Source organism: Streptomyces prunicolor NBRC 13075 (assembly GCF_000367365.1).
Classification (GTDB): domain Bacteria; phylum Actinomycetota; class Actinomycetes; order Streptomycetales; family Streptomycetaceae; genus Streptomyces; species Streptomyces prunicolor.
The window spans coordinates 24,008-49,033 of sequence record NZ_BARF01000034.1; the positions used below are offsets into that span (position 1 = coordinate 24,008).

The following is a 25,026-nucleotide window of genomic DNA, read 5'->3' on the forward strand; positions in this document are numbered from 1 at the left end:
CCGCCTGCCGATGTCGAGAACCCGCGCCCGGCTCCGTCCCCGAGGTGAAGGCGACCACAATGGGTCGCACGAGCACCGAGGAGAACGACGATGGCCAAGTACCTGCTCCTGAAGCACTACCGCGGCGCCCCCGCCGCCGTGAACGACGTCCCCATGGACCAGTGGGCGCCCGAGGAGATCACGGCCCACATCCAGTACATGAACGACTTCGCGGCCCGCCTGGAGAAGACCGGCGAGTTCGTCGACAGCCAGGCGCTCTCCCCCGAGGGGACCTTCGTCCGCTACGACGGTGAGGGGCGCCCGCCGGTCACCGACGGGCCGTTCGCCGAGACCAAGGACGTCATCGCCGGCTGGATGGTCATCGACGTCGACTCCTACGAGCGCGCGGTGGAGCTGGCCGGTGAGCTGTCGGCCGCCCCGGGTGCCGGTGGCAGGCCGATCCACGAGTGGCTGGAGCTGCGTCCGTTCCTGGGCGTGCACTCCACCGTCACGGACACGGAGTGCATCTTTAAGTGAACGAGGTCCTGCTGAGGAGCCTCACGCCGAGCGTGCTCGGGATCCTCGTCCGCCGCGGAGCAGATTTCGCGGCGGCCGAGGACGCCGTGCAGGACGCGCTCGTCGAGGCGGTCCGGGTGTGGCCGGACGATCCGCCGCGGGACGCGAAGGGCTGGTTGGTCACGGTGGCGTGGCGGCGGTTCCTCGACGCGACGCGGGCGGAGACCGCCCGCCGCAGGCGCGAGGACCTCGTGGACGAGGAGCCGGCTCCCGGGCCCGCGCCCGCCTCGGACGACACGCTCCAGCTCTACTTCCTGTGCGCGCACCCGAAGTTGACGCCGTCGTCGGCGGTCGCGCTCACCCTGCGTGCCGTCGGCGGGCTCACCACGCGGCAGATCGCGCGGGCCTATCTGGTGCCCGAGGCGACGATGGCGCAGCGCATCAGCCGGGCCAAGCGCACCGTCTCCGATGTGCGCTTCGACCAGCCCGGTGATGTGGCGACCGTGCTGCGCGTCCTCTACCTGGTGTTCAACGAGGGTTACTCCGGCGATGTCGACCTCGCCGCCGAGGCGATCCGGCTCACCCGGCAGCTCGCCGCCGCGATCGACCACCCCGAGGTCGCGGGCCTGCTCGCGCTCATGCTGCTGCACCATGCCCGGCGCGCCGCCCGGACCGCGCCGGACGGCAGCCTGGTGCCGCTCGCCGAGCAGGACCGGGGCCGGTGGGACACCACGTTGATCGCCGAGGGCGTCACGATCCTCCAAGTCGCCCTCGCGCGCGACCGGTTGGGGGAGTTCCAGGCCCAGGCCGCGATCGCGGCGCTCCACGCGGACGCGCCCACGGCCGAGGAGACGGACTGGGTGCAGATCGTCGAGTGGTACGACGAACTCGTCGGCCTGACCGACAGCCCGATCGTCCGCCTCAACCGCGCGGTGGCGGTGGGCGAGGCGGACGGCCCGCGCGCCGGTCTGGCAGCGCTCGCGGTACTGGAGGACTCGCTCCCCCGGTACACCGCGGTGGCGGCCTACCTCCACGAACGCGACGGCGACCTGAAGACGGCGGCCAGGCTGTACGCGGAGGCGGCACTCAAGGCACCCAGCCTCGCCGAGCGCGACCACTTGACCCGTCAGGCCGCCCGGCTCAACGCGCGCCGGAGTCGCTGACGGGGCACGCTCACTCCCACTGGTACTGCAGGTACTTGCCGTCGAGGGTGATCACGACCCGGTCACCGGCGGGGTCGGGGACGCGGCTGACGTCGAGGCGGAAGTTGATGGCGCTCATGATGCCGTCGCCGCACTGCTCGTGGATCAGTTCCTTGATGGTGGGGCCGTAGACCTGGATGACCTCATAGAGCCGGTAGATCGTCGGGTCGACAGGTACGGCCGCGTCCAACGCGCCCCGGGTCGGCTGGAGTTGGAAGGCGAGGGCGGCGTCCTCGCCGAGTTCGAGGAGGGCCGCGGCCGTCGCCGCCTCGTCCTTGGACATGGGGTGCTGGCCCAGCAGGGCCGCCGTTGTCCACGCCAGCGGCCGGCCCACGGCCTCCGCCAACTGGGCCCATGTGACACCGGTCTTGACCTTCGCCTGACGCACCGCTTCGCCGGCTTCACCCTTGCTGAGCATGTACAACTCCGTTCCCGGACAGCACTCTTGCCCCCACGCCCTCAGCCTAGGAGATCACCCAGGCCGCGACAATGGCGTCCTCCCGCACCAAGTGCGGCCGTACAACAGACTCCAGGAGTCCACGGACCCATACTGCGGACATGACCCACATCGACGTACAGCAGATCGAGCGGGCGAACGCCGTCGAACGCACGCCGGTCGTCTTCGTCCACGGTCTGTGGCTGTTGCCGAGCAGTTGGGACCGCTGGGCGGCGCACTTCGAGCAGGCCGGGTACGCGCCGGTCGCCCTGTCCTGGCCCGACGACCCGGAGACGGTGAAGGAGGCCAACGAGCACCCGGAGGTCATGGCGGGCAAGACGGTCGGCCAAGTCGCCGACCATCTCGCGGAGTTGATCGGCACGCTGACCCGTAGGCCGGCGATCGTCGGCCACTCCTTCGGCGGACTGCTCACGCAGATCCTCGCCGGGCGCGGACTCTCCGTCGCGTCCGTGGCGATCGACCCGGCCCCGTTCCGGGGTGTGCTGCCGTTGCCGATCTCCGCGCTGCGCTCCTCCGCACCCATCCTCAGCAACCCCGCCAACCGCAATCGCGCGGTCCCCCTGACCTACGACCAGTTCCGCTACGGCTTCGCCAACGCCGTCGGTGAGGAGGAGGCGCGGGAGTTGTACGAGACGTTCGCCGTGCCCGCGCCCGGTGCCCCGCTGTTCCAGGCGGCCACGGCGAACCTCAACCCGTGGACAGAGGCGAAGGTCGACACCGAGAACCCCGACCGTGGCCCGCTCCTGATCATCTCGGGCGAGAAGGACCACACCGTGCCCTGGTCCATCGCCAACGCCTCCTACAAGAAGCAGCAGCACAACAAAGGCGTCACCGAGATCACCGAGATCAAGGACCGGGGCCACGCCCTGACCATCGACCACGGCTGGCAGGAGGTCGCGGACACCGCCCTGTCGTTCGTGCGCCGCTACGTGTGAACTCCCGGCCTGGTCACGAAGGTCATCAAGTCGGCGGCGACAGCGACCGGTTGAGAACCGCTCCGGCTACGGCAGCCGTCGCGCCGCGACCATGCGGACGCGGGGGCTGCCGTCGCCGCGGTGCCCGAACTCGGGCAGGGCGTGGAGGTCGACTTCGAAGCCCGCCCGCTCCAACTCCGGCCGTACGTAACCGAGTTGGAAGTCCCGGTAGTACATGACGAAGGGCGGTCGCCAGACGGCGTTGCGTACCTTCATCACCGCGTCGAAGCCGGACAGCATCCAGTACGCGGGCGATGTGGGGCGCGGCGGTGCGACGACGGGGAAGGCGAAGCAGCCACCGGGCCGCAGCACCGAGTGGACCTGGGCGAACAGTCCCGGCAGTTCGCGGGGCAGGAAGTGGCCGAACGCCCCGAAGCTCACCACCAGGTCGAAGGCGGGCGCGAAGGGGAGGGCTCGGGCGTCGCCGCGCACCCATGAGACACGGGGCCCGCCGCTCTTCACCCGCTCCCGTGCGACGTCGAGCATGCCCGTGCTGAAGTCGACGCCGGTGACGCTCTCTTGGCACACCTTCGCCAGCACCTCGACGCCCGCACCCGTACCGCAGCACACGTCGAGTCCGTCGTCGAAGGGGCCGATGCGTGCCAGCATCGCGGCGACCGCGTCGAGCAGCGCGGCCGGTGTGCGGAACGGGGTGTGGTCGAACTTGGGCGCGAGGAGGTCGTAGCCGTGCTCGACGGACGACATTGCCTGGACGGCGAGTTCGCGCAGACTGGGGCCTTCGGGGCTGAACATCCGGGTCAGCCTAGGGCAATCCGCTGCTTGAGGATCGCGAGAACGCGCTCGCACCAGCGCAGGTTCTCCTCCTCGAAGGTGATCCCGGCCATGAGTGTGAGGTACGGCCCGATGCGGTCGGCGTCCCGGAGGTACTCCTCCTCGGTCCGGCCGCCGAGCAGACGGTCCCGTACGCGCTCGTAGCGGTCGAGCTTGCCGCGCGCCCACGACCTGCGCTCCTCGATCAGCTCGCGGGTCACGGCGGGGTCGGTGCCGTCCATCGCCTGGATCTTGATGAGGAGTTCGTCGCGGATGGCGGTGGGGCGCCTGGGCGGCTCGGCGGCGAAGGCGTCGAGGTCGCGGCGGCCGGCCTCGGTGAGCGTGAACATCCTTTTGTTGGGCCTGCGTTCCTGCTGTACGACCCGTGCCGCGATCAGTCCGTCCTGCGCGAGGCGCTCCAGTTCGCGGTAGAGCTGCTGCGGTGTCGCGGGCCAGAAGTTGGCCAGCGACACGTCGAACACCTTCGCCAGCTCGTAGCCCGAGGCCTCGCCTTCCAGGAGGGCCGCGAGGACCGCGTACTTGAGGGACATGTGGACACGCTAACAGCCGTTGATTAGTCTCATCCACACCTACTCAACTAATTGACTATGAGGTGAGCCGATGCGTGCGTTCCGTGAGGCGGTCGAGGCGCAGGACATGGACGCCGTCGAGGCGCTGCTGGCCGAGGACGTGGTCTTCACCAGCCCGGTCGTGTTCAAGCCGTACCCCGGCAAGGCGATCACCGCGGCGATCCTGCACGGGGTGGCGCGGGTCTTCGAGGACTTCCGGTACGTCCGGGAGATCGGCGACCCGGACGGCAGCGACAGCGCGCTGATGTTCGCCGCGCGGGTCGGCGACCGCGAGCTGACCGGGTGCGACTTCATCCACGTCAACGAGGAGGGCCTGATCGACGAACTGACGGTCATGGTCCGGCCGTTGTCGGGGGCGCAGGCTCTCCAGGCGGCCATGGGTGCGCAGTTCGAGCGGATCGCGAAGGAGGCGGAGGCGCGGCTCGGGTGAGCCCTTCGGCTTGGATGAATCCCTCGGCTCGGGTGGGCCCCGCGCCTCCGCCTATCCCTCACGCGACGGTCAGCGCGAGGGCGCCCGTGTAGGTCTGGCCCGGCGTGATGGCCGTGGCCGTCCCGTCGACCGTCAGCGTGACCTTCTTTCCCCGGGGCGCCTTGACGGTCGCGTCGGCGGCGAGGGCGAGCCGGGTCAGGTACGAGGTGCCGGTGACCGTCCACGTCGAGCCGCTGTTCAGCTGCACGATCGCCCCGTTGTTGACGGCGGCCTGCGTGGTGTTGGTGACGATCCCCAGCTCGTAGAAGGTCGACGCGTCGATGCTGGAGACCCGGTGCTTGGCCTTCGTCGCCGAGATGACGCCCTCGACACTCGCGCCCGCGAAAGTGAGGACCATGTTCTTGCCCGTGCGCATGCCGTTGTAGAAGTCGCCCTTCAAAGCTATGGAGTTGAAGGTGGCGGCACCGTCGGTGGCATGCACGGCGGTCGGATCGAAGCTCGCGTCCTTCGCCGGATCGCCGGTGGGCTCGGTGTAGACACCGATGTTCATCATCTTGCCGTTGACCGGGACCGGCCCCGGGTCGTCCAGCTCGATCATCTGCAGGATGATCCCGTCGCGCGGGTTGAGCCGGGCGCCCTGCGAGCCGTCGACGCTGATCGTTGTCTGCTGGCCCTTGTTGAGGAAGGTGGCCCGGTCGGAGTTGATCACCGTGCCGCCGTCGAGGGTGAGTTGGCCGGCGCCGAAGAACATGTAGCCGAAGTGCCCGGAGTTCACGACGGTGTTGCGCACCGGGATCGACGCCAACTCGGCCTTGGACAGCCCGAGTTCCAGCTCGGTGTTGAGCGCGGAGACGGCGGCCCTGGTGCTGTCGCCGTAGTGCACGACAGCAGCCGGGCCCGCGATGATGGTCGCGTAGCTGCCGACGTCGAGCCGGGAGCCGAGCACCCGCACGGTCGCGTCGCCGATGGCGTAGGTGCCGTAGCCGTACTCCCCCGTGTTGCCGAAGTGACTGTTGATCGCGGTCAGTTTGAGCCCGCTGCCGCCCTCGACCGACAGGGCGCCCCAAGTCTCCGAGAACACGGTCGAGTTGAGGTAGGTGGCCTTGCTGTTCGCGCCGATGAGGTTGGTGGCGCGGACGTTGCCGTCAAGGCCGAGCATCCAGGGCACGGACTCCATGTACGGGGTTTCCACAGTGGCTTGGTAGTCGGCGGGCAGGACGCCGTTGCGGGCGCGGAGGACGGAGTCCTTGACGATGACGTTGGCGCCGTCGTTGGCGATGACGGCGGTGCGGACGACTCCCTTGTTGTCGATCCGGGCGCCGTCGACGACAAGCGTGGTCGAGGAACCGTCGCCGACGACCGCGGCACCGTAGCCCGCGAAGTCGCAACGGCCGTTGCCCGTAAGGGAGATGACGGGCCGGTCGAGGGTGTAGGTGGCGTCCTGGACGTAGACCCCGTCGAAGCACTCGCCGGTCGAGGTGATCGACACGTTCTTCGCGTAGGCGTCCGTCAGCTTGCCGCCGAGAACGGCCGCGAGGACGGACTTGTCCTTGACCACGCCGTCACCGTCGACGTACACCGCCTGCCGGAACGGGAAGGTGAGCGTCTCGTACGTCACCTCGTTGGCGGCTGAGACGGTCAGGACGACGTCACCCCGGTAGGTGCCGGCCTGGATCAGGGTGGCCGTTCCGCCGGTGGCGGTGAGCAGTTGGCCGGTCTCCACTCCGTCGACGGTCAGGGAGAGGCTGGAGCCGTCCGGGGCGGCGATCGTGCCGCCGTCGGCGATGGACAGCTCGCTCACGCGGGTGGTCGCGGAGACCGTGTACGTCTCACCGGATGCGACCGAGATGCGCGTGCCCGAAGCCTTCGTGGCCTTGGTGGCCGTCGGCGCGGCGGTGGCGGACACCGCCGGAACCAGTACGGCTCCGGCCGTGGCGGTACCGGCGATCAGGACCGAGCGTCGGGTGATCAGCGTCATTGCTTGCCTTCCCAGGGATCGATGCGCCGTTGCGCAGTGTGACCGGCAGGCCGTCGAACGCGGGATGCGGACGGCGCGGCGGAGGCACCGAAGGTGCGCACGAGGGAGTGAAGCAGCCATGAGAACCAGGGAATAGGCGGGCGGCACACACATATGGGAGTCCGATGCCTCGGATCAGGCGGACCATTTCATGGCGGTCACACAGAGTCGTCATAGCGGGTGTGTTCCCGTACGCGCGACGGCGAGGCGGGCGGCTCGTCAGCCGTCCACCTCGCCGTTTCCCGCGCCCCGATCAGCTACGCCGGGGCGATCATTCCCGCCGACAGGTCGATGTCGGCCCCGCACAGGCCTGGCATCGCGAGCATCGCCACCAACGCCTGCGCGACCTCGTGCTCCTCGACGAGCCGGCCGAGGGCGGCCCGGGAGGCGAAGTCGCGTTCGGCCTCGGCGACGGTGCAGCCGGTCAGTTCGGCGGTGAGCCTGAAGTTGCGGTCCATGCGCGGGCCCCGAACCGGGCCCGGGGAAAGGGAGTTGACCGCGATCCCCTGCGGGCCCACCTCCCCCGCGAGGGTCCGGGTCAGGCCGAGCAGCGCCATCTTGGAGGCGGTGTACGGGGTGCGGTTGAGGAGGGGTCGCTTGCCGCTCACCGAGGCCACGTTGACGATGTCACCGCGCCCGGCGGCGAGCATCGGCGGCAGGAAGGCGCGGCACATCAGATAGACGCCCCGGACGTTGGCGGCGAACACGTCGTCCCATTCGTCCGGCTCGATGTCGACGAGGGGACGGACCGGGCCCGCGACTCCGGCGTTGTTGACGAGCAACGACACGTCCTCGTCGGCGAGTTGGGCGGCAAGGGCGCCGACGGCCGCCGGATCGGAGACGTCACCCACTCCCGTACGGGCCTGTCCCCCGTCCTTCTCCACCTGTGCCGCCGCGTCCGCGAGCGCCGTCTCGTTGCGGCCGACCAGGATCACCCGGGCCCCGGCGTCCGCGAGGGCGAGCGCGAAGGCGCGCCCCAGCGGCCCGCCGCCGCCCGTGATCAGTGCCGTACGGCCGTCGAGAGGCGTACGGCGATCCGAGGTGACGCCGGGATCCGAGGTCACGCGGTGTTCCAGGGCAGCTCGTCGCCCGCGGCCTTCGCCGCCCGTACGTCGCCGGAGCGCGCGTGGCCCTCGAAGAGCTCGACGCGGGCCGCCCGCCCGCACAACCGGCCGAGCAGCGTCTGGGAGTCGGTGTCGGTGACCTCCTGGTAGGTGACCGTCTTGAGGTACTTCCCCACCCACAGGCCGCCGGTATAGCGCGCGGCACCACGTGTGGGCAGCACATGGTTGGTGCCGATGACCTTGTCGCCGAACGACACACAGGTGCCCTCGCCCAGGAACAGGGCGCCGTACTGGGTCATCCGCTCCAGCGCGAGACGCGGTTCGGCGGTCAGGACCTCCACGTGCTCGAAGGCGAAGTCGTCGGCGAGGGCGTACAGCTCGTCGAGGGTGTCGACGACGTGCACCTGGCCGTGGTCGCGCCAGGCGGGCTCGGCGAAGTCGCGGGTGGGCATGCCGGGCAGGAGGCGTTCGACCTCGGCGATGGTCTTCTCGGCGACCTCGCGGGAGGTGGTGATGAGGACGGCCGGGGAGTCCGGGCCGTGCTCGGCCTGCGAGAGCAGGTCCACGGCACACACGAACGGGTCGGCCTGGTCGTCGGCGAGGACCAGGATCTCGGTCGGCCCGGCGAACAGGTCGATGCCGATCTCCCCGAACAACTGCCGCTTGGCCTCGGCGACATAGGCGTTGCCGGGCCCGGCGATGAGATTGACGGGCCGCATCGTGTCGGTGCCGACGGACATGGCGGCCACCGCCTGCACCCCGCCGAGCAGCCAGATCTCGTCCGCGCCGGCGAGATGCATCGCGGCGACGGTGGCGGCCGGGATCTCCCCGTGGATGGGCGGCGTACAGGCGACGACCCGGGGCACGCCCGCGACCTTGGCGGTGACGATGGTCATGTGGGCGGAGGCGGTGAGCGGGTAGCGGCCACCGGGGATGTACGCGCCCGCCGCCTGCACCGGGATGTGCTTCTGCCCGAGCCGCACACCCGGCAGGGTCTCCACCTCGAACTCCCGCAAGGAGTCGAGCTGGTGGCGCGCGAAGGTGCGTACCTGCTCCTGGACGAAGCGGATGTCGTCGATGACCTGCTGCGGCACCGACGCGACGATCTTCTCGACCTCCTCGTCCGTCAGCCGGAAGGAGTCGGGGCTCCACTTGTCGAACTTCTCGGAGTAGGCGCGTACCGCCTCGTCGCCGCGCGCCCGGATGTCCGCGATGACGCCGGTCACGGTCTCGCGCACCTGGGCGAGCGAGGCGGTCACCTCCGACTTGGGCACGGCGTGCTTCAGGATCGTTGCCACAACTGCGGCCTTTCTGCGGGTGGTTCGCGACAGTGGGGATGCCAGACCAGGGGGTCGGACGGAGGTGTCGGACGGAGGTGTCAGAAGGAGGTGTCAGACGGGAGGCGCCACGAACAGCACGTCGGGGTCGTTGAACTGCTCCTTGGCGACCGACTCGCTCATCGGGTCGGCGGTGCCCCACTGGTCCTGGGTGATCGGGTCGTCGACGTCGTGCCGGCCCGGGTGCCACAAGTCCTCTTCGAGGACGGCGAGTTCGGTCGTGTACTCGACGGTGTTGCCGTGCGGGTCGTGGAAGTAGGAGAAGGTGTTGTCGCCCGCGAGATGCCGCCCGGGCCCCCAGGTCAGCCGGGTCCCGGCGCGCAGTGCCCGCCCGGTGCCGCGCATGTACTCCTCGACCCCGCGCATCTCGAACGAGGCGTGGTGCAGGGAGACATGGGGTCCCCGGGCGATCGCGAAGGAGTGGTGGAGCGGGCTGCACCGCAGGAAGTACATGAGGTCGCCCATGTGCGTCGAGTACAGGGTGTCGGTGAGCCGGAACCCGAGGTGCTGGACGTAGAAGTCCCGAAGCCCTTCCGGGTCCTGGGAGTTGACCACACAGTGCGAGAGCCGGACCGGGATCGCCTCACGCTCCTCGATCTTCCGGTGGGCGCGCGTCTCGACGTCCGCCGAGACCTCGACGACCCGCCCGTCCGGGTCGAAGAACCGGAAGCCGTAGCCCCCGCCCGGGGTGTCCAACACACCGGGCTCACCGAGGAGTTGAATCCCGGCCCGCCCCAGCCGACCGTGCAACTCATCCACCGCAGCCGGCGATACGGCCCCGAAGGCAACCAGATCCATCCGCTTCCGCTCGTCCTCGCGGATGCGGACGATGTACTGCTCGGGGCTGCCCTCGGCGGCGAAGAAGGCGACTCCGCTGTCGTTGGCGACCTCGGTGAGGCCCCAGGTGGTGCCGTAGAAGGCACGCTGGCGGGCGAAGTCCGGTACGGCCAGGTCGACATGGCGCAGATGGGTGATGGGCTGGAAGACACTCATGCGTGGCTCCTGACGGTGTTGCGCTGGTGGCCCAGGCCGGTGATCTCGGACTCGACGACGTCGCCGGGCTTCAGGAAGACGCCCCAGTGCGCGCCGTTGCCGGCCGGGGAACCGGTGAGCAGCAGGTCGCCGGGGCGCAGGGTGGTGGTCGTGGAGACGTACTCGATGAGCCGGGGGATGTCGAAGATCATGTCCTTGGTGGACTCGTCCTGGCGGACAACTCCGTTGTGACGCAGGGTGATCCGCAGGTCCCCGGGGTCCCCGACGAAGGCCGCCGGTACCAGGAAGGGCCCGGTCGGCAGGAAGGTGTCGGCGTTCTTGGCGCTGAACCAGTCGGTGCCGATGGCCTTGAGGTCGGGCCGGTAGAGGCGGTCGCGGGTGGTGAGGTCGTTCGAGATCGTGTACCCGGCGACGTAATCCATCGCGTCCTCGGCGGCGATGTTCTTGCCCGATTTGCCGATGACGAGGGCGAGTTCGAGTTCCCAGTCGTGCTGTTCGCCGAGCGGGGGGAGCACGATGTCGTCGTAGGGACCGCTGATCGCGCGCGGGGAGCCGAGGAAGACGTACGGCACTCCGTTGCGGGCGCGCTCGTCCATCATCAACTCGGCGTCGGCGCGGGCCTCTTCGGGGGTGGCGCCGTGCATGCTCTCCTTCTCGGCCGCGACCAGATCGACCACGTGCTTGCGGTAGTTGGCGCCGCTCTGCAGGATCTGGCCGGGTTCGATCGGGGTCAGGACGCGCAGCGCGGCCAGCTCGTGCCAGGTTCCCTCGGTGGACCGGGCCAGGTCTTCGAGCCGGGGCAACCAGCTGTCCCACTCCTCGACGAGCGCGCGGATCGACGGCACGAGGTCGGAGAGGTCGCGCACGCGGCCGCCGGTGACCAGGCCGGGGAAACCCGCCTCACCGGAGGCACCGGAGGCGAACGTGCCGAGCGCGAAGGGTCCGGCGTGGGTGGGCAGTTGATCGGGCACGGCGCTCTCCTCGTACGGGTGGGGGCTCGCCCTCGACGCTAGGCGGCCCGGGGACCGGGCGGAAATGGCGATCCGCGATGCCTGCCATCACCGGCCCACCGGGCACGCACCCGCTCCTCCAACACCGGCCCACCGGACACCGCCCCGCTCCTCCATCACCGGCCCACCGGACGGCTGAACCGCTGGTCCATCGCCGTAGGGGATGCATGACGTCCCCCTTGCCGATGCCTCGATCCGTTGACCGTGCATCGACCGCCCACGCAGGCTCGGAGCACCCACTTTCCCGAGGAGAAGCCCGAGGAGAAGAGCGTGATAGTCGAGCATGCCGAGCTGACCGTCGAGGCGGGTCGTGAACGGGAGTTCGCGGAGGTGTTCGGCAAGGCCCGTGAGGTGCTGGCCAAGGCCGACGGGTTCCGCTGGGCCGAGCTGCTGCGCGGTGCGGAGCGGCCGACGACCTTCCTTCTGCTGGTCGGCTGGGAGTCGGTCGAGGCGCACAACGTCGGCTTCCGGGAGTCCGAGGCATTCGGGCGCTGGCGGGCCCTGGTCGGGCCGTTCTTCGCCGAGCCGCCGACCGTCGAGCACTTCCACGAACTCGGCGACCGGCGGGGGCCCGGGGGCCTGCCCCCGGAATGAGCACAGCCAGGCTGACCCACCACTTCTGTCTACGTTCACAAGGATCGCCCATGCCCGTACAAAAGGTGCTCGTCGTCGGCGGCGGCATCACCGGAAGCGTGCTCTGTCTCGCGCTCGCCCAGCGGGGCGCCGAGGTGGAGCTCGTCGAGATCTCTCCGCAGTGGTTCGGTGTGGGCCATGGCATCACCCTTCAGGGCAACGCGCTCAAGGCGCTGCGGTCCGTGGGTGTCCTGGACCGGGTGCTGGCCCGGGCGGTGCCGTTCGACCTCATGCGGCTGCGCCGGGCCGACGGCGGGCTGCTCACCGAGTTGAGCACCCCGCACACCGGCGGGCCCGAACTGCCGTCCACCGCAGGGGCGTTGCGCTCGGATCTGCAGGACGCGCTGTGCGACGCGGTGCGCGCACACGGGGTGCGGGTCCGCCTCGGGCTGAGCGTGGAACGGCTCGACCAGACACCCGACCACGTGGACGTGGCCTTCACGGACGGTACGACCGGCCGCTACGACCTCGTCGTGGGCGCCGACGGCATCAACTCGGCGATGCGCGAACTGATCGGCATCGACGCCAAGCCCCGTCCCGTCGGCATGTCGATCTTCCGGGTCGTCGCGGAGCGCCCGGCCGAGATGGACTGCGCCGAGGTGTACTACGGCGGCCCCCGCTTCAAGGCCGGCTACAGCCCGATCTCCCCCGACCAGTGCTACGCCTACCTCCTCGACGAGAACCTCGACACCACCCTGATCGGCCCCCGCGCCCCGCTCGACCTGCTGCGCGAGCGCGGTGCCGGGTACGGCGGCACCTGGGGCAAGATCCTCGCCTCGCTGCCCGACGACACGGCGGTGGACTACCGCTGGATCGAGGCGATCCTCGTCGACGAGCCCTGGCACCGGGGCCGCGTGATGGTCATCGGCGACGCCGCGCACGCCTGTCCGCCGCTGATAGCGCAGGGTGCCGCGATGTGCATGGAAGACGCCGTGCTGCTCGCCGAGTTGGCGACGGGCGACGAACCGACCGAGAAGGCCCTGGACCACTTCATGGCCCGGCGGCTGTCCCGCGTCCGGATGGTCCTGGAGAACTCCCTCCAGCTCGCCGACTGGGAGATCCACCCGGACACCCCCGGCGCCGACCCGGCCCGGATCATGTCGGAGACCCTGGACAGCCTGACGGCGGCGGCGTGACCAGCTCGCCCGTGGTCGACTTCCACGGCCACCTCGCCGTCCCCGCCGCCGACGCCCTGATCGCGGGCACCCCTGGTCTCGCCGCCGAGCTGGCGGCCGACCAGCGCGCCCACTCCCCCGCGTCCATGACCGCCAACCGCGCCCAACTCCAGCGCCTGACCGCCAAGTTGACGGACGTCACCACCCGCCTCGCGGATCTCGACGCGATGGGCGTCGACATTCAGGTGGTCGGCCCGATGCCGATGCACCACTACTGGGCGGACCCGGACCTCGCGATCCACCTCGCCCGCACCGTGAACGCAATAGTGGCCGCCCACTGCGCCACCGCACCCGACCGCCTGTACGGCCTGGGCACCGTCCCGCTCCAACACCCGGACCTGGCCGTCGCGTTGCTCGACCAGGCGGTCAACGACCATGGTCTGTACGGCATCAGCGTCTCCACGACGGTCGACGGCCGCGAACTCGCCGACCTCGCACACGACGTGGTGTGGCAACGGGCCGAGGAGCTGGGCGTGGTCGTCTTCGTGCACCCCTGGGGCTGCTCCCTCGGCGAACGCCTGGCCACCAACTACCTGGGAAACACAGTCGGTCAGCCGGTGGAGACGACGGTCGCGCTCTCGCAGCTCATCTTCACCGGGGTCCTCGACCGCTTCCCGCGGCTGAAGCTGGTGGCGGCGCACGGCGGTGGCTATCTGCCGACGTACATCGGCCGTTCGGACCACGCCTGGCAGGTACGGGAGGACGCGCGCGGCTGCGCCGAACCACCGAGCGCTTACCTACGGCGGATGTGGTTCGACGCGCTGGTGTACACCCCGGGCGCATTGCGCCATCTCGTCGAGGCGGTGGGCGCCGACCGGGTCGTCCTCGGCACCGACCATCCCTTCGACATGGGTGTGGACGACCCGGTGGCCCGTCTGGACGCGGCCGGTCTTGCCCCGGCCGACCGGGCCGCCGTCGCCGGGGGCAACGCCCTCGACCTGCTGCTGAAAGGACGTACGCGATGACCGCCGGTGCCCTCGGGCCGATCGAGGAAGAACTCGCCAAGGCCCGTTCCGCCTACCGCAATTGGGGCCGCTGGGGTGAGGATGACGTGCTCGGCACGCTGAACTTCATCGACGACGCGATCCGCGCCCACGCGGTGGGCCTGGTGCGGCGCGGGCGGTCCTTCTCGCTCGCCCAGGAGTTCAACGAGTCCGGACCGCAGCGCGGTTTCCGCGGCCGTATCAACCCGGTCCACTACATGCGGGACACCGGCTCCGACGCGGCCGCCGGCACCCAGGGCTTCCCGCATGGCTTCGGCGGCGCCGACGACCACGTCCTGATGCCGTTGCAGGCCTCCACACAGTGGGACGGGCTGGGCCACATCTACGACAACAAACAGGCGTGGAACGGCCGTCCGTGCACCATCGTCAACGGCGACGGCGACTCGGTCACCGGCATCGAGCACATGAAAGAGGCCTTCACCAGCCGCGGGGTCCTCCTCGACGTGGGCCGCGCGGTTGGCGACGAGCACGGTGAACTCCCGGACGGATTCCCCATCTTGGAGGAGCATCTGCGGGCCACCATCGAGGCACAGGGCGCGACGAGTTCCGTACGGCGCGGCGACCTCGTCCTGATCCGCACCGGCCAACTCGGCCGCGTACGACGGCTCGGCGCGTGGGGCGGTTACGCCGCCGGTGACGCGCCCGGCCTCTCCTTCACCGCCCTCGGCTGGCTGCACCGCACGGAGATCGCGGCGATCGCCTCCGACACCTGGGGACTTGAGGTACGGCCCTACGAGTTCCCGCAGCCCGCTATGTCCCCGCTGCACCAGATAGCGATCCCCAACATGGGCCTCCCACTGGGCGAGATGTGGGACCTGGAGGCGCTGGCCGAGGACTGCGCGGCCGACGGTGTCTTCGAGTTCCTGCTGGTCGCCGCGCCGCTGCCGGTGACCGGCGCGGTGGGTGCCCCCGTCAACCCGATCGCGATCAAGTGAGTCCACCAGTGAACCTGAACCGCTTCTCCGGCACTCTCCACTTCCCCGACGACGAGGATATCGAGACGGCGTGCTTCGGCCGGGTCTTCAACGCCCGTGTCCCGTACGACCGTTCACCGGCCGCCGTGCTGATGGCCGAGTCGGAGCAGGACGTCGTCGAAGGGGTACGGCTCGCCCTCGAACGCGGCTGGCAGGTCGCCGTCCGCTCCGGCGGGCACAGTTGGGCCGCCTGGTCGGTGCGTCAGGACGCGCTGCTGATCGACCTCGGGGGCTTCCGCGAGATGGCGTACGACCCGGGGACCGGGATCGTGACGGCGACGCCCAGCGTGAAGGGCGGCGACGAACTCAACCCGTACCTCGGGGAGTTCGGCCGTTTCTTCAACGGCGGGCACTGCCCCTCCGTGGGCATCGGCGGCTTCCTGCTCCAGGGCGGGCAGGGCTGGAACGCGCGGGGCTGGGGATGGGCGGCGGAGAACATCGTGGCCATCGATGTCGTCACTGCGGAGGGCGAGTTGGTACGCGCCGACGAGAGTCATCACAGCGATCTGTTCTGGGCGGCGCGTGGTGCGGGCCCGGGTTTCTTCGGCATCGTCACCCGCTTCCATCTGCGTACCCGCCCGCTCCCGCAGTACTTGGGCCACACCGTGCACGCGTATCCGCTCGACCTCTTCGACGAGGTCATGACCTGGCTGCACGGCATGCACCACACGGTCTCGGACCTGGTCGAGATCGTCGCGCTCACCCAGACACCGCCCGACCTGGACGAACCGGTGCTCCTGGTCACGGGCGTGTCGATGACCGACACCGCGGACGAAGCCGCCGAGGCGCTGGCGCCGCTGCACGCCAACCCGTACGCGGACCGGGCGTTGTTCCGCGTGGAGGCCCAACAGACCACGCTCGCCGAGCAGTTGGCGGGTCAGCGCGTCGCCAACCCCGAGGGCCACCGCTACCTGGTCGACAACGCCTGGCTGACCGGCGGTGCCGACGAGGTCGTCCCGGCGATCCGCAAGGCGTTCACCGAGCAGCCCACCCGGCAGACCTTCACCATCTGGTTCTCCATGGCCCCGCTGCGTCAACTCCCCGACATGGCCTTCTCGTTGCAGTCGGAGATCTACTGCGCCACCTACGTCATCCACGACGACCCGGCACGGGACGCGGAGTTGCGCGCCTGGCTGGACAGCGCGATGGCGGACATGGAGCCGGTGACCGCCGGTCAGTACCTCGGCGACTCCGACTTCACCGTGCGGCAGTTGAGGTTCATGGGCGATGAACAGTGGCGGAGGCTGCGGGAGATCCGGGCCGCGTACGACCCCAAGGGCCTCTTCGCCGGCTACCTCAGCACGGGGACCGTCACCAACACCAACCACTGGGAGCAGTGAGCGATGCGTTTCGCGACATACGAGTACGAGGGCGTGGAGCGCGCCGGGGTCGTCCGGGACGGCACCATCCATCCGCTGCCCGAGGGGATCACCGTACTGACCCTGCTGGAGCAGGACGTGCTGCACGCGGCCGGTACCGAAGCGCTGCGCACACCAAGCGACTTGACGGTGGATCAGGTCAGGCTGCTACCTCCCCTCAAGCCGCCGTCCATCCGGGACTTCGTCGGTTTCGAGGCGCACATCGAGGGGGTCTCCAAGTCCCTGGACGGGCTGGAGAACGTGCCCGAGGAGTGGTACCGGGCGCCCAACTTCTACTTCACCAACCCTCATGCGGCGTACGGCGCGCACGACGACGTGCCTGTCCCTGCGGGCTGTTCGGTGCTCGACTTCGAGTTGGAGGTCGGTGTCGTCATCGGCCGCAGCGGGCGTGATCTCACGCCGGAGCAGGCGCGCGAGCACATCGTCGGCTATCTGGTCTTCAACGACTGGTCGGCGCGCGATCTGCAGAAACCGGAGAAGAACCTCGGTCTCGGCTTCTCCAAGGGCAAGGACTTCGCGAACACGCTCGGCCCCTGCCTGGTCACCGCCGACGAGGTCGAGGACCGGCGCGACCCGGACGGCTTCCTGGACCTGGAGATGACGGTCACCCTCAACGGTGAGCTGATCGGCCGCGACACCCTCGCCAACGTCTCCTGGACGTTCGAGGAGATGATCGCCTACGCCTCCCGGGACGCCTGGGTGCGCCCCGGGGACATCCTCGGCTCGGGCACCTGCGGCTGGGGCGCGCTGGCGGAGTTCTGGGGCCGGGTCGGAGAGCGCACTCCGCCGCCGCTCCAGCCGGGCGACGAGGTGACCCTCGCGGTGGAGCGCCTCGGCACCCTGACCAACCGCGTAGTGCCCGGCCGTACGGACGTGTATCTGCCGCGCGCCCGCAAGCGCGGCCGGACCCCGCGGCCGTAGAAGCGCCAGAAAAGCTTCCGACCTGCACGCATCCAGGGATCCGATGGCAGCTATCGGATCCCTGTGACTTGTCCCCCGGCCCCTTCCTCGGCGGGAATCCGGTCGTTACGCTCCGGTTTCACCGAGCTTCAACGACGCGGCCGGAAGGACACACGCATGGGTCTGGGAGCAATCGACCTGAATCTTCTGGTGGCTCTGGAAGCCCTCCTGGAGGAGAAGAACGTCACCCACGCGGGGGTGCGGCTGTCCACCAGCCAGTCCGCGATGAGCGGCTCCCTGGCCCGGTTGCGGCGGCACTTCAACGACGAGCTGCTGGTGCGGGTGGGCCGCGAGTATGAGCTGACCCCGCTTGCCGAGCGACTGCTTCCGGTCGTCCAGTCCTCGCTGCACAAGGCGGAGGAGGCGCTGTCGCTGACCAGGCACTTCGATCCGTCACGCAGTCGGCAGCGGTTCTCGGTCGTGATGTCCGACTACGTCATGACGGTGTTCATGGAACCGCTGCTGCGGGCCCTCGCGCAGGAGGCCCCCGGCATCCGGATCGACTTCCACCCGATCGTCATCGGGCAGCTGGAGACGGAGACCCATCTGCGCTGCCACGACCTGATGATCGTGCCGCTCGGGTATCAGTTGCCGGGGGTCAGCGAGACCGTGATGCACGACCGGTTCGTGTGTCTCGTCGACCCGGACAACCCACGCCTGGTGGACGGACGGCTCTCGCTGCGCGACCTCGCCGAGATGCCCCACGCGGCCTGCGTCATCGGCAAACTCACGCCCGCGGACCGGCAGTTGGAGACCCTCGGCATCACGCCCCGGGTGCAGGTCAGCACGCCCGGCTTCAACGTGCTGCCGTTCCTGGTGGGCGGCACCGACCTGGTCGCCGTGGTACCCGAGCGGCTCGCCCGGCGCTACGAGGGCTTCGCGCGCTGCGCGGTCGTACCGACGCCCTTCCCTGACGTACCGCTGGTGGAGGCCATGTACTGGCACCACAACCGGCACGGGGACCCGGCGCACCGCTGGCTGCGGGAGACCGTCCGCAAAGTGGCCGCGTCGCTCGACGACCCGGTGGTGAGGTCGCTGGACGAGCCTGTGGTGCGGTCGCTGGACGAGCCTGTGGTGCGGGAGATCGCCGGTGCGGATGCCACCCATGCCGATCGTGCGTTTCCGGAGCTGACCCCGACTTCCTAGCGTGGTCGGGAGACAGCCCGCACCCCCTGGAGGAACCGTGAGCCGCACGCGTCTGGCCGGTCGTACCGTCGTCGTCACCGGGGCCGCGCAGGGCCAGGGAGCCGCCGAGGTGGCGGCCGCGGCCCGGGAGGGGGCGACGGTGATCGCCACCGACGTCCTCGACGAGGCGGGCGAGAAGCTCGCCGTGTCGCTGGGTGGCGAGGGTCTGGACGTCCGGTACCGGCACCTGGACGTGTCGTCCGAGGGCGACTGGGCGGATCTCGCGGCTTCCCTCACAGAGGTGCACGGCCTGGTCAACAACGCGGGCATCGCCGTGCGCGCCCGCCTCGGTTCGGTCGAACTCGCCGACTGGAACCGGGCGTTCGCGGTCAACACCACGGGCGCGCTGCTCGGCATCCAGGCCCTCACCCCGCTGATGCCGACCGGTTCGTCCATCGTCAACGTCGGCTCGGTCGCCGGTCTCACCGCACATCACGCGGTCGCGTACACCGCGAGCAAGTGGGCGCTGCGCGGCCTGTCGAAGGTGGCCGCGCTGGAGCTGGCCCCGCGCGGCATCCGTACGAACGTGATCCACCCCGGCTACATCGAGACCCCGCTGATGGCCTCCGCGAACCCGGTCTTCGTCCAGGCCCACCTGTCGCTGACCCCGCAGGGCCGGCCGGGCACGGTCGACGAGGTGGCGCCGCTGGTCGTCTATCTGCTGTCGGACGAGGCGTCGTACGTCAACGGCGCGGAGATCACGGTCGACGGCGGGTACGCGGCGCACGGCGGGGTGAAGGCAATCACGAACGCCCTCGACGCCACGTGACGGCCGGCGTCCTGGGCGACACCGGCCGTCGTGGGCGAGGAGCGAAGCCCTACTGATCGGTGCGCTCGGTGCGGAAGTTGGCGGTCAGCCGGTTGATGCTCTTGACCGCGAGTTCGGCGAAGTTCGAACGGGCGACGATGGCGGTCGTCTCGCCGTGCCGTCGGACGCTGCGCAGGTCGCGCTGTACCTGGCGCGAGAGTTGGTGGAGTTCGCGCTGGGCGGTGGCGAGTCGCTGCTCGGCGGCGGTTCGGGCCTGTCGGTGCTCCCGTCGGGTGCGGGGCGTGCCGGTGCTCTCGGACGAGGTCTCTGTGGGCATGTCGGTGCTCGCTTCCGTGGTGGTGGGTCGCGTCGCCGCGAGGGGGCGGACGCCGACGGTGTCCAAATAGGCTTCTACGGCAGGGAGTTCGGCGGTGTCGACCACGGCGGCGACGTACCCGTCCGGGCGCACTAGCACCCACTGCTCGGCGGACAGTCCGTAGGCCCCCTGGACGCGGTCGCCGCTGTCGAGGATGTCGCCCCGGGTTCCGATGGTGTGGATGTGCAGGCCGGGGCGTGGTTCCGGGGCCGAAGCCTCCTCGACGTCGTGGCCGAGGAGAGTCCAGTGCGGCCCTTGGAACAGGCTGAACAGGCGAGTGGGGAGGCCGCCCGCGCCGGTCACGGGCGAGTCGGGCGCGCGGTCGCCGGCCAGTACGCCCTTGTCGCGCGCCGAACTGTGCAGCGACAAGGGCGAGTTCAGGTAGCCGAGGTCGAGCTGACTGACCTCGCGGCCCCGGTGGATGTCACGATTCTTGGCCGCTTCGAGCAGCTTCTCGGAGAGACCGAGGACAGCTTGGGCGATGGGCCGGCGTTCCTGCTCGTACGTCTCCAGCAGGGATTCCGGGGCGCCGTCGAGCACGGCGGCGAGCTTCCAGCCGAGGTTGTAGGCGTCCTGGACACTGGTGTTGAGGCCCTGTCCGCCGGTCGGCGGGTGGCAGTGCGCGGCGTCCCCGGTCAGGAACACGCGCCCCTGTCGGTACGAGTCGGCCAGCCGGGCGTTCATCTGGAAAGCGGACGCCCAGGACACGGAGCGGATCACGACGTCGTCGCGGCCGGTGCGTTCGCGGAAGAAGGCGGTGAGCCCCTCGGCCGAGAGGTCCAGGTCGACGTCGAAGGGTACGGGGGCCTGGAGTTGGAACATGTCGGTGCCGTAGAGCGGGCACATCGAGACCTGCCCGGCGGTGTCCTCGCCCCACCGGTGCCAGGCGTCCGTCGAGACGCCGTCGACGTACACGTCGGCCACGATCGCCCGTACGCCGAGGGTCTTGCCGGGGAAGCCGATCCCGAGCGTCTTGCGGACGAAGCTCGATCCGCCGTCGGCACCGATCAAGTACCGTGCGCGTACGGCCTGTTCGCCGTCCGGGGTGGCGATGCGCGCGGTCACACCGTCGCCGTCCTGGTCGAAGCCGACGAGTTCATGGCCGTAGTGCGGGGCGTGGCCGAGTTCGGCGAGGCGTTCGCGCAGCCGGCGCTCGGTGAGGAACTGCGGGACGAGCAAGGGTATTTGGTACGGCTCCTCGGGCGTCGGCTCCGACATCTCCACGCCGACCTGGTCGATGGGCCCGTCGGCGGTGTAGATGCGCTGGACGGGATACTCACCGCCGGAGGCGACGATCCGGTCGATCACGCCGAGGTCCTCGAAGACCTCCTGGCTGCGGGGCTGGATGCCCTTGCCGCGCGAGCCGACGAACGGGTGCGGCGCCTTGTCGATCAGCAGGAAGGCGATGTTCCTGCGGGCGAGGTCGAGGGCGAGGGTCAGACCGGCCGCGCCGGTGCCGCAGATGATGACGTCGGTGTCTGTGGTGGGGGACATGGCTCCAGGCTCCTTGGGTAATTCCGGTACGAACTGCATGACGGTCGGGGCGAGTTCAGGGCACCAGGACGGTGCGCACACCCGGGACCTCGGGCGCGTTCCACGCGCTCTCGACCTCGGCGAGGGGTACCGCCTTCGCGGTGACCGCGATGCCGCCGCTCTCGATCTCCTCGACGAGGGACGGGAGTTCCTCCAGGTACGTCCTGGTCGACACGGCGCCCTGGCCGTTGCCCTGGAGCCGGAAGTTCGCCGAACGCAGTGCCACTGACGGGAGTTCGATGGTCGGGCCCGCCATGGCGCCGATCTGGATCCAGTTCAGGGCGCGGCTGCGGTCGGCGCGGGATCGCAGCAGGGCCATGATCGCGTCACCCGCGGGCTTGCCCCACAAGTAGTCGATGACCAGGTCGACTTCGGCCGCTTCCTTGGCCAGCGCCGTCGCGGTGGCGTCGGCGTCGTCGGTGAGCGCGACGGTCGCGTCCGCGCCGAGCCCCGACAGGGCGGCCAGGCGGGCCTGGTCGCGTCCGGCGCCGACGACCCGCCCGGCGCCGAGCCGCTTGGCGACCTGGACGGCCATCTGTCCGGCGTTGCCGGTGGCGCCGAGGATCAGCACCGACTGCCCTGCCTCGATCGGGACGCGGCGGCGCAGCGCCACCCAGGACGACATGGCGGGGTTCATCGCGGCGGCGATCTTCACGACGTCCGCGCCGTCGGGGAGCGGGATGCTGTGCCGACTGTCGATGACGGTGCGGGTCGCCATCGGGCCGACCAGTTCGTCGTCGGCGACGAAGTACACCAGGCGACCGTCCGCACGGCGGCCGACCCCGTCGACGCCGGGGACCAGCGGCAGCTTGCCGGTGCTGGTGTAGTGGTTGCCCGACGCGCCGGTGCGGACCCGGGGGTGCAGGCCCACGGCGAGGACGTCGACGATCTCCTGGTCCTCGTCGGCCGGCGCGGGCAGGTCGAAGGGCTCGTAGCGGGGCGGGGTGCCGAACGAGCTGACGACGGCGGCGTGGATGTCCATGGCTGCTCTCCTCGGATCGGATTCAGGGCGCTGGGCGCGAAGAGTTAGTAGGTGCCACGAAGGTTTTAGTACGTGACACCAATCAAATTAGTAGGTGCCACGTACCTTTGCAAGTAGAATCCGGAACATGACCTCACCACACGACACCCCGCCCCCGCCGACCGAGGACCTCGGCCTGGTCGACGGCCTCGCCCAGCTGTCGTTCCTGGTGCAGAGCGCCCTGGCCGAGATCGCGGGGCAGTACGACTTGTCGGTCGTCCAGACCCGGATGCTCGGGATACTGCGGGACCGGGAGCCGACGATGAACCAGCTCGGCCACCACCTCGGCCTCGACAAGTCCTCGATCACCGGCCTCGTCGACCGCGCCCAGCGCCGGGGCCTGGTCACCCGTACGCCCAGCACCGTCGACCGCCGCTCGTTCCAGGTGTCGATCACCGACGCCGGCCGACAGCTCGTGGAGCAGGTCGCCGCTCAGTTCGCCGAGCGGATCGAGAGGTGTGTCGAGCCGCTTCCCGCAACCGACCGGAAGCGGCTGTCGCGGATGGCCACGCGGATCGTGACCGCCGACGCCCACGACCACGGCATCGACCTGCGCACCGATCCCCGCTGACCGGACTCCGTCAGACGGCGCTGCGCGGCACCGTCACCACGTGCTTGCCCACGACGCCGCCGCGCTCGAACGCCTGGTGCGCCGCGGCGATGTCCGCGAGCGGGTACACACTGTCGATCACCGGCCGCAGCGCGCCCGAGGTGACACGGTCGGCCACATCGCGCAGCACGGGAGTCTCGGGGTTGGCGCTGAAGGTGCGGATGCGGCGGGAGCCGTGCACGCTCGACGCGGCGATCGCGGCAATGGCGGACGGGGACAGTCCGACGGTGACCATCCGGCCGCCCTTGGCCAACCGGCCGCGGTAGCAGTGCAGTTCCGTGCCGACGGTGTCGACGATGACATCGAACGGGCCGATCTGGTCCGACGTGGTGGAACCGTAGTCCAGGACCTCGTCGGCGCCGAGATCGGTGAGGATCTTGGCGTGGCGATCGCGGGCCAGCGCGGTCACATGGCCGCCCATCGCGTGCGCCAACTGCACGGCGGCCGTGCCGACTCCGCCGGCCGCGCCCCGGACCAGGACCTTCTCGCCGCTCACCAGGCGCACACTGTCGCGCAGTGCGATCAGCGCGGTGGAACCCGCGACCACCAGGGAGGCCGACTCGACCGAGGAGAGGTCGGCAGGGGCGTGCGAGATCCGGTCCGCGGAGACCACGACATACTCGGCCGCCCCGGCGACGGAGTGCTTCTGCCGGGGGTGCACCATGCCCCACACCCGGTCGCCGACCCGGTAGCCCTCGACACCGGCGCCGGTCGCGGCGACGACGCCGGCGAAGTCCAGCCCCACGCCGATCGGGAAGCGGCGCCCCGACACCATCTTCAACTCCCCCGACCGGACGATCACATCGTGTCCGTTCACGCTGGACGCCTCGACCGACACCAGGACCTCACCCGCGCCGGGAGTGGGCCGGTCGACCTCGTTGACCTGCAGTGCGTCCGCGGTACCGAAACTCGTGATCTGAACGGCCTTCATGTCGCTGTTCCTTCCGTGGCCTGCTGTGTGGTTGATCCGATGGTGGACCCCGCACGCGACATCACGGTCGTTCTCCTTTTCCTGGGTCTGGCAGACCCACCCTCGCGGGCCGTGCCGACGGCATACTGGCGCGGTGAACGACACCTCCCACGCCATGAGCGACGACCCCCGACGCGAACTCGCGGAGTTCCTGCGCACCCGCCGAACTCGGCTGCGGCCGGAGGACGTTGGCCTCGAACCCGGCCCGCGACGGCGCGTCGCCGGGCTGCGGCGCGAGGAGTTGGCCCTACTGGCGGGAGTGAGCTCGGACTACTACCAGCGCATGGAGCAGGGCCGCGACGTACGCCCCTCCGAACAGGTCCTGGACGCCCTCGCGCGCGCCCTCGACTTCTCCGCCGAGGAGACCCGCCACCTGCACAGCCTCGCCGCCGCCGCACGCAACCCGGCCCGCCCGCCGCGTTCGTACGAGCCGGAGGAGGTACCGGACACCACGCTACGACTGCTGCACGGCATGACCGCGCCCGCTCTGGTCGTCGGCCGTTTCCTGGACGTGCTGGCCTGGAACCCGCTCGGCGGCGCCCTGTTGGGCGACTTCACCCGGCAGCCCCAGAAGGAACGGAACATGCTGGCACTGTTCCTGCACCCCCAGGCCGACCGGACCTGCCCGAACCGGGCGGCCACCGTCGCGGAGCTGATCGGGATGCTGCGGACGCAGGTCGCCGCCGACCCGGGGAACCCGCGCGCCATCGAGCTGGTCGGTGAACTCGCCGTCCGCAGCGACGAGTTCGCGGCCCTGTGGGCCCTCCACGACGTGGAGGAACCGACCCGCGGCCAGATGCGGCTCAACCACCCCCGGGTCGGCGAACTGAACCTGGACTGGGACGCCTACCCGATACCGGGCAACCCCGGTCCCGCGCTCATGGTCTGCACCGCGGCCGAGGGCAGCCTCGACGCCGAGCGACTCCAACTCCTCGCGGGCCTGCTCGACGCCCCCTGAGGACGACCCCCGGTCAGCCGCCCAGCCGGAGCCCCGCGAGCCAGACGTCGGGCATGCCGGGTGCCGGCTCCTCGGCCGCCAACCGGGCGAGGATCTGCCGTGCGCGGCGCAGGAGTGCGAGGGCGGTCATCGGAACCTCCGGTGTCGTGGGCTGCTTCCA

The 25,026-nt window shown here is 70.1% G+C and carries 25 protein-coding genes; 14 read left to right on the forward strand and 11 right to left on the reverse strand.

All coding sequences use genetic code 11. The annotated features are described in order from the left end of the window. Positions 1 to 90 precede the first annotated feature (90 nt). Together SPR02S_RS15900 and SPR02S_RS15905 are read left to right on the forward strand one after the other, a co-directional pair. Positions 91 to 516, forward strand: a complete 426-nt coding sequence (locus SPR02S_RS15900; RefSeq protein ID WP_019057968.1) for a YciI family protein — start codon at positions 91 to 93, stop codon at positions 514 to 516. Further along, positions 513 to 1,658: an RNA polymerase sigma factor gene (locus SPR02S_RS15905; protein ID WP_019057969.1), complete on the forward strand. Its 1,146-nt coding sequence runs from the start codon at positions 513 to 515 to the stop codon at positions 1,656 to 1,658. The genes SPR02S_RS15900 and SPR02S_RS15905 overlap by 4 nt, the downstream gene beginning before the upstream one ends. A 10-nt stretch (positions 1,659 to 1,668) precedes the next feature. Here SPR02S_RS15905 and cynS read toward each other — a convergent pair whose 3' ends face one another. Continuing rightward, a complete protein-coding gene (gene cynS / locus SPR02S_RS15910) occupies positions 1,669 to 2,115 on the reverse strand; it encodes a cyanase (protein WP_019057970.1) in 447 nt (148 codons plus the stop codon). Positions 2,116 to 2,255: 140 nt separating this feature from the next. On the opposite strand from cynS, the gene SPR02S_RS15915 reads away from it, so the two are divergent. Continuing rightward, the gene (locus SPR02S_RS15915; protein ID WP_019057971.1) at positions 2,256 to 3,089 is read left to right on the forward strand and encodes an alpha/beta hydrolase; all 834 of its coding nucleotides are present in this window, start codon (positions 2,256 to 2,258) and stop codon (positions 3,087 to 3,089) included. A gap of 66 nt (positions 3,090 to 3,155) precedes the next feature. On the opposite strand, the gene SPR02S_RS15920 is transcribed toward SPR02S_RS15915, so the two are convergent. Further along, positions 3,156 to 3,881: a class I SAM-dependent methyltransferase gene (locus SPR02S_RS15920; protein WP_019057972.1), complete on the reverse strand. Its 726-nt coding sequence runs from the start codon at positions 3,879 to 3,881 to the stop codon at positions 3,156 to 3,158. A 5-nt stretch (positions 3,882 to 3,886) separates the two neighbouring features. Continuing rightward, the gene (locus SPR02S_RS15925; protein ID WP_019057973.1) at positions 3,887 to 4,450 is read right to left on the reverse strand and encodes a PadR family transcriptional regulator; all 564 of its coding nucleotides are present in this window, start codon (positions 4,448 to 4,450) and stop codon (positions 3,887 to 3,889) included. A 70-nt stretch (positions 4,451 to 4,520) separates the two neighbouring features. Between SPR02S_RS15925 and SPR02S_RS15930 the strand changes: the two genes are divergently transcribed. Further along, a complete protein-coding gene (locus tag SPR02S_RS15930; protein ID WP_019057974.1) occupies positions 4,521 to 4,919 on the forward strand; it encodes a nuclear transport factor 2 family protein in 399 nt (132 codons plus the stop codon). Positions 4,920 to 4,977: 58 nt separating this feature from the next. Here the strand turns inward: SPR02S_RS15930 and SPR02S_RS15935 are convergent, their stop codons facing one another. The 5 genes from SPR02S_RS15935 to SPR02S_RS15955 form a co-directional block, all read right to left on the reverse strand. Then, positions 4,978 to 6,897, reverse strand: a complete 1,920-nt coding sequence (locus SPR02S_RS15935; RefSeq protein WP_019057975.1) for a hypothetical protein — start codon at positions 6,895 to 6,897, stop codon at positions 4,978 to 4,980. Between the two features lie 296 nt (positions 6,898 to 7,193). Then, complete coding sequence (locus SPR02S_RS15940) at positions 7,194 to 8,000, reverse strand: SDR family NAD(P)-dependent oxidoreductase (RefSeq protein ID WP_019057976.1); 807 nt, start codon at positions 7,998 to 8,000, stop codon at positions 7,194 to 7,196. Continuing rightward, positions 7,997 to 9,298, reverse strand: coding sequence for a histidinol dehydrogenase (hisD, locus tag SPR02S_RS15945; protein ID WP_019057977.1), 1,302 nt, complete (start codon positions 9,296 to 9,298; stop codon positions 7,997 to 7,999). The genes SPR02S_RS15940 and hisD overlap by 4 nt, the downstream gene beginning before the upstream one ends. Before the next feature lie 93 nt (positions 9,299 to 9,391). Next, entirely contained in the window at positions 9,392 to 10,330 is a 939-nt protein-coding gene (locus tag SPR02S_RS15950) for a VOC family protein (protein ID WP_019057978.1), read from the reverse strand. After that, positions 10,327 to 11,301, reverse strand: a complete 975-nt coding sequence (locus tag SPR02S_RS15955; protein WP_019057979.1) for a fumarylacetoacetate hydrolase family protein — start codon at positions 11,299 to 11,301, stop codon at positions 10,327 to 10,329. Before SPR02S_RS15955 ends, SPR02S_RS15950 begins: the two co-directional genes overlap by 4 nt. 309 nt (positions 11,302 to 11,610) lie before the next feature. Between SPR02S_RS15955 and SPR02S_RS15960 the strand changes: the two genes are divergently transcribed. The 8 genes from SPR02S_RS15960 to SPR02S_RS15995 all read left to right on the forward strand — a co-directional run bounded on the left by SPR02S_RS15960 (position 11,611) and on the right by SPR02S_RS15995 (position 19,419). Beyond that, complete coding sequence (locus tag SPR02S_RS15960; protein WP_019057980.1) at positions 11,611 to 11,934, forward strand: antibiotic biosynthesis monooxygenase family protein; 324 nt, start codon at positions 11,611 to 11,613, stop codon at positions 11,932 to 11,934. Beyond that, a complete protein-coding gene (locus SPR02S_RS15965) occupies positions 11,931 to 13,109 on the forward strand; it encodes an FAD-dependent monooxygenase (protein WP_158697837.1) in 1,179 nt (392 codons plus the stop codon). The genes SPR02S_RS15960 and SPR02S_RS15965 overlap by 4 nt, the downstream gene beginning before the upstream one ends. Beyond that, positions 13,106 to 14,113, forward strand: coding sequence for an amidohydrolase family protein (locus SPR02S_RS15970; RefSeq protein ID WP_019057982.1), 1,008 nt, complete (start codon positions 13,106 to 13,108; stop codon positions 14,111 to 14,113). Before SPR02S_RS15965 ends, SPR02S_RS15970 begins: the two co-directional genes overlap by 4 nt. After that, positions 14,110 to 15,087: a cyclase family protein gene (locus tag SPR02S_RS15975; protein WP_019057983.1), complete on the forward strand. Its 978-nt coding sequence runs from the start codon at positions 14,110 to 14,112 to the stop codon at positions 15,085 to 15,087. The genes SPR02S_RS15970 and SPR02S_RS15975 overlap by 4 nt, the downstream gene beginning before the upstream one ends. Before the next feature lie 8 nt (positions 15,088 to 15,095). Next, positions 15,096 to 16,466: an FAD-binding oxidoreductase gene (locus tag SPR02S_RS15980; RefSeq protein WP_019057984.1), complete on the forward strand. Its 1,371-nt coding sequence runs from the start codon at positions 15,096 to 15,098 to the stop codon at positions 16,464 to 16,466. 3 nt (positions 16,467 to 16,469) lie between these two features. Next, on the forward strand, positions 16,470 to 17,426 hold the full coding sequence (locus SPR02S_RS15985) for a fumarylacetoacetate hydrolase family protein (RefSeq protein WP_019057985.1): 957 nt from the start codon (positions 16,470 to 16,472) through the stop codon (positions 17,424 to 17,426). A 156-nt stretch (positions 17,427 to 17,582) separates the two neighbouring features. Next, positions 17,583 to 18,611, forward strand: a complete 1,029-nt coding sequence (locus SPR02S_RS15990; RefSeq protein WP_019057986.1) for a LysR family transcriptional regulator — start codon at positions 17,583 to 17,585, stop codon at positions 18,609 to 18,611. A 37-nt stretch (positions 18,612 to 18,648) separates the two neighbouring features. Continuing rightward, on the forward strand, positions 18,649 to 19,419 hold the full coding sequence (locus tag SPR02S_RS15995) for an SDR family NAD(P)-dependent oxidoreductase (protein WP_019057987.1): 771 nt from the start codon (positions 18,649 to 18,651) through the stop codon (positions 19,417 to 19,419). Positions 19,420 to 19,468: 49 nt separating this feature from the next. On the opposite strand, the gene SPR02S_RS16000 is transcribed toward SPR02S_RS15995, so the two are convergent. Then, complete coding sequence (locus tag SPR02S_RS16000; protein WP_019057988.1) at positions 19,469 to 21,268, reverse strand: FAD-dependent oxidoreductase; 1,800 nt, start codon at positions 21,266 to 21,268, stop codon at positions 19,469 to 19,471. 55 nt (positions 21,269 to 21,323) lie between these two features. Then, entirely contained in the window at positions 21,324 to 22,289 is a 966-nt protein-coding gene (locus SPR02S_RS16005; RefSeq protein WP_019057989.1) for a quinone oxidoreductase family protein, read from the reverse strand. A 127-nt stretch (positions 22,290 to 22,416) separates the two neighbouring features. On the opposite strand from SPR02S_RS16005, the gene SPR02S_RS16010 reads away from it, so the two are divergent. After that, entirely contained in the window at positions 22,417 to 22,899 is a 483-nt protein-coding gene (locus SPR02S_RS16010) for a MarR family winged helix-turn-helix transcriptional regulator (RefSeq protein WP_019057990.1), read from the forward strand. 10 nt (positions 22,900 to 22,909) lie between these two features. Here the strand turns inward: SPR02S_RS16010 and SPR02S_RS16015 are convergent, their stop codons facing one another. Then, positions 22,910 to 23,869 carry an NADP-dependent oxidoreductase gene (locus SPR02S_RS16015; RefSeq protein WP_019057991.1) on the reverse strand — a complete coding sequence of 320 codons (960 nt, stop codon included), beginning with the start codon at positions 23,867 to 23,869 and terminating at the stop codon, positions 22,910 to 22,912. Between the two features lie 154 nt (positions 23,870 to 24,023). On the opposite strand from SPR02S_RS16015, the gene SPR02S_RS16020 reads away from it, so the two are divergent. Beyond that, complete coding sequence (locus SPR02S_RS16020; RefSeq protein ID WP_019057992.1) at positions 24,024 to 24,866, forward strand: helix-turn-helix transcriptional regulator; 843 nt, start codon at positions 24,024 to 24,026, stop codon at positions 24,864 to 24,866. Positions 24,867 to 25,026 lie beyond the last annotated feature (160 nt).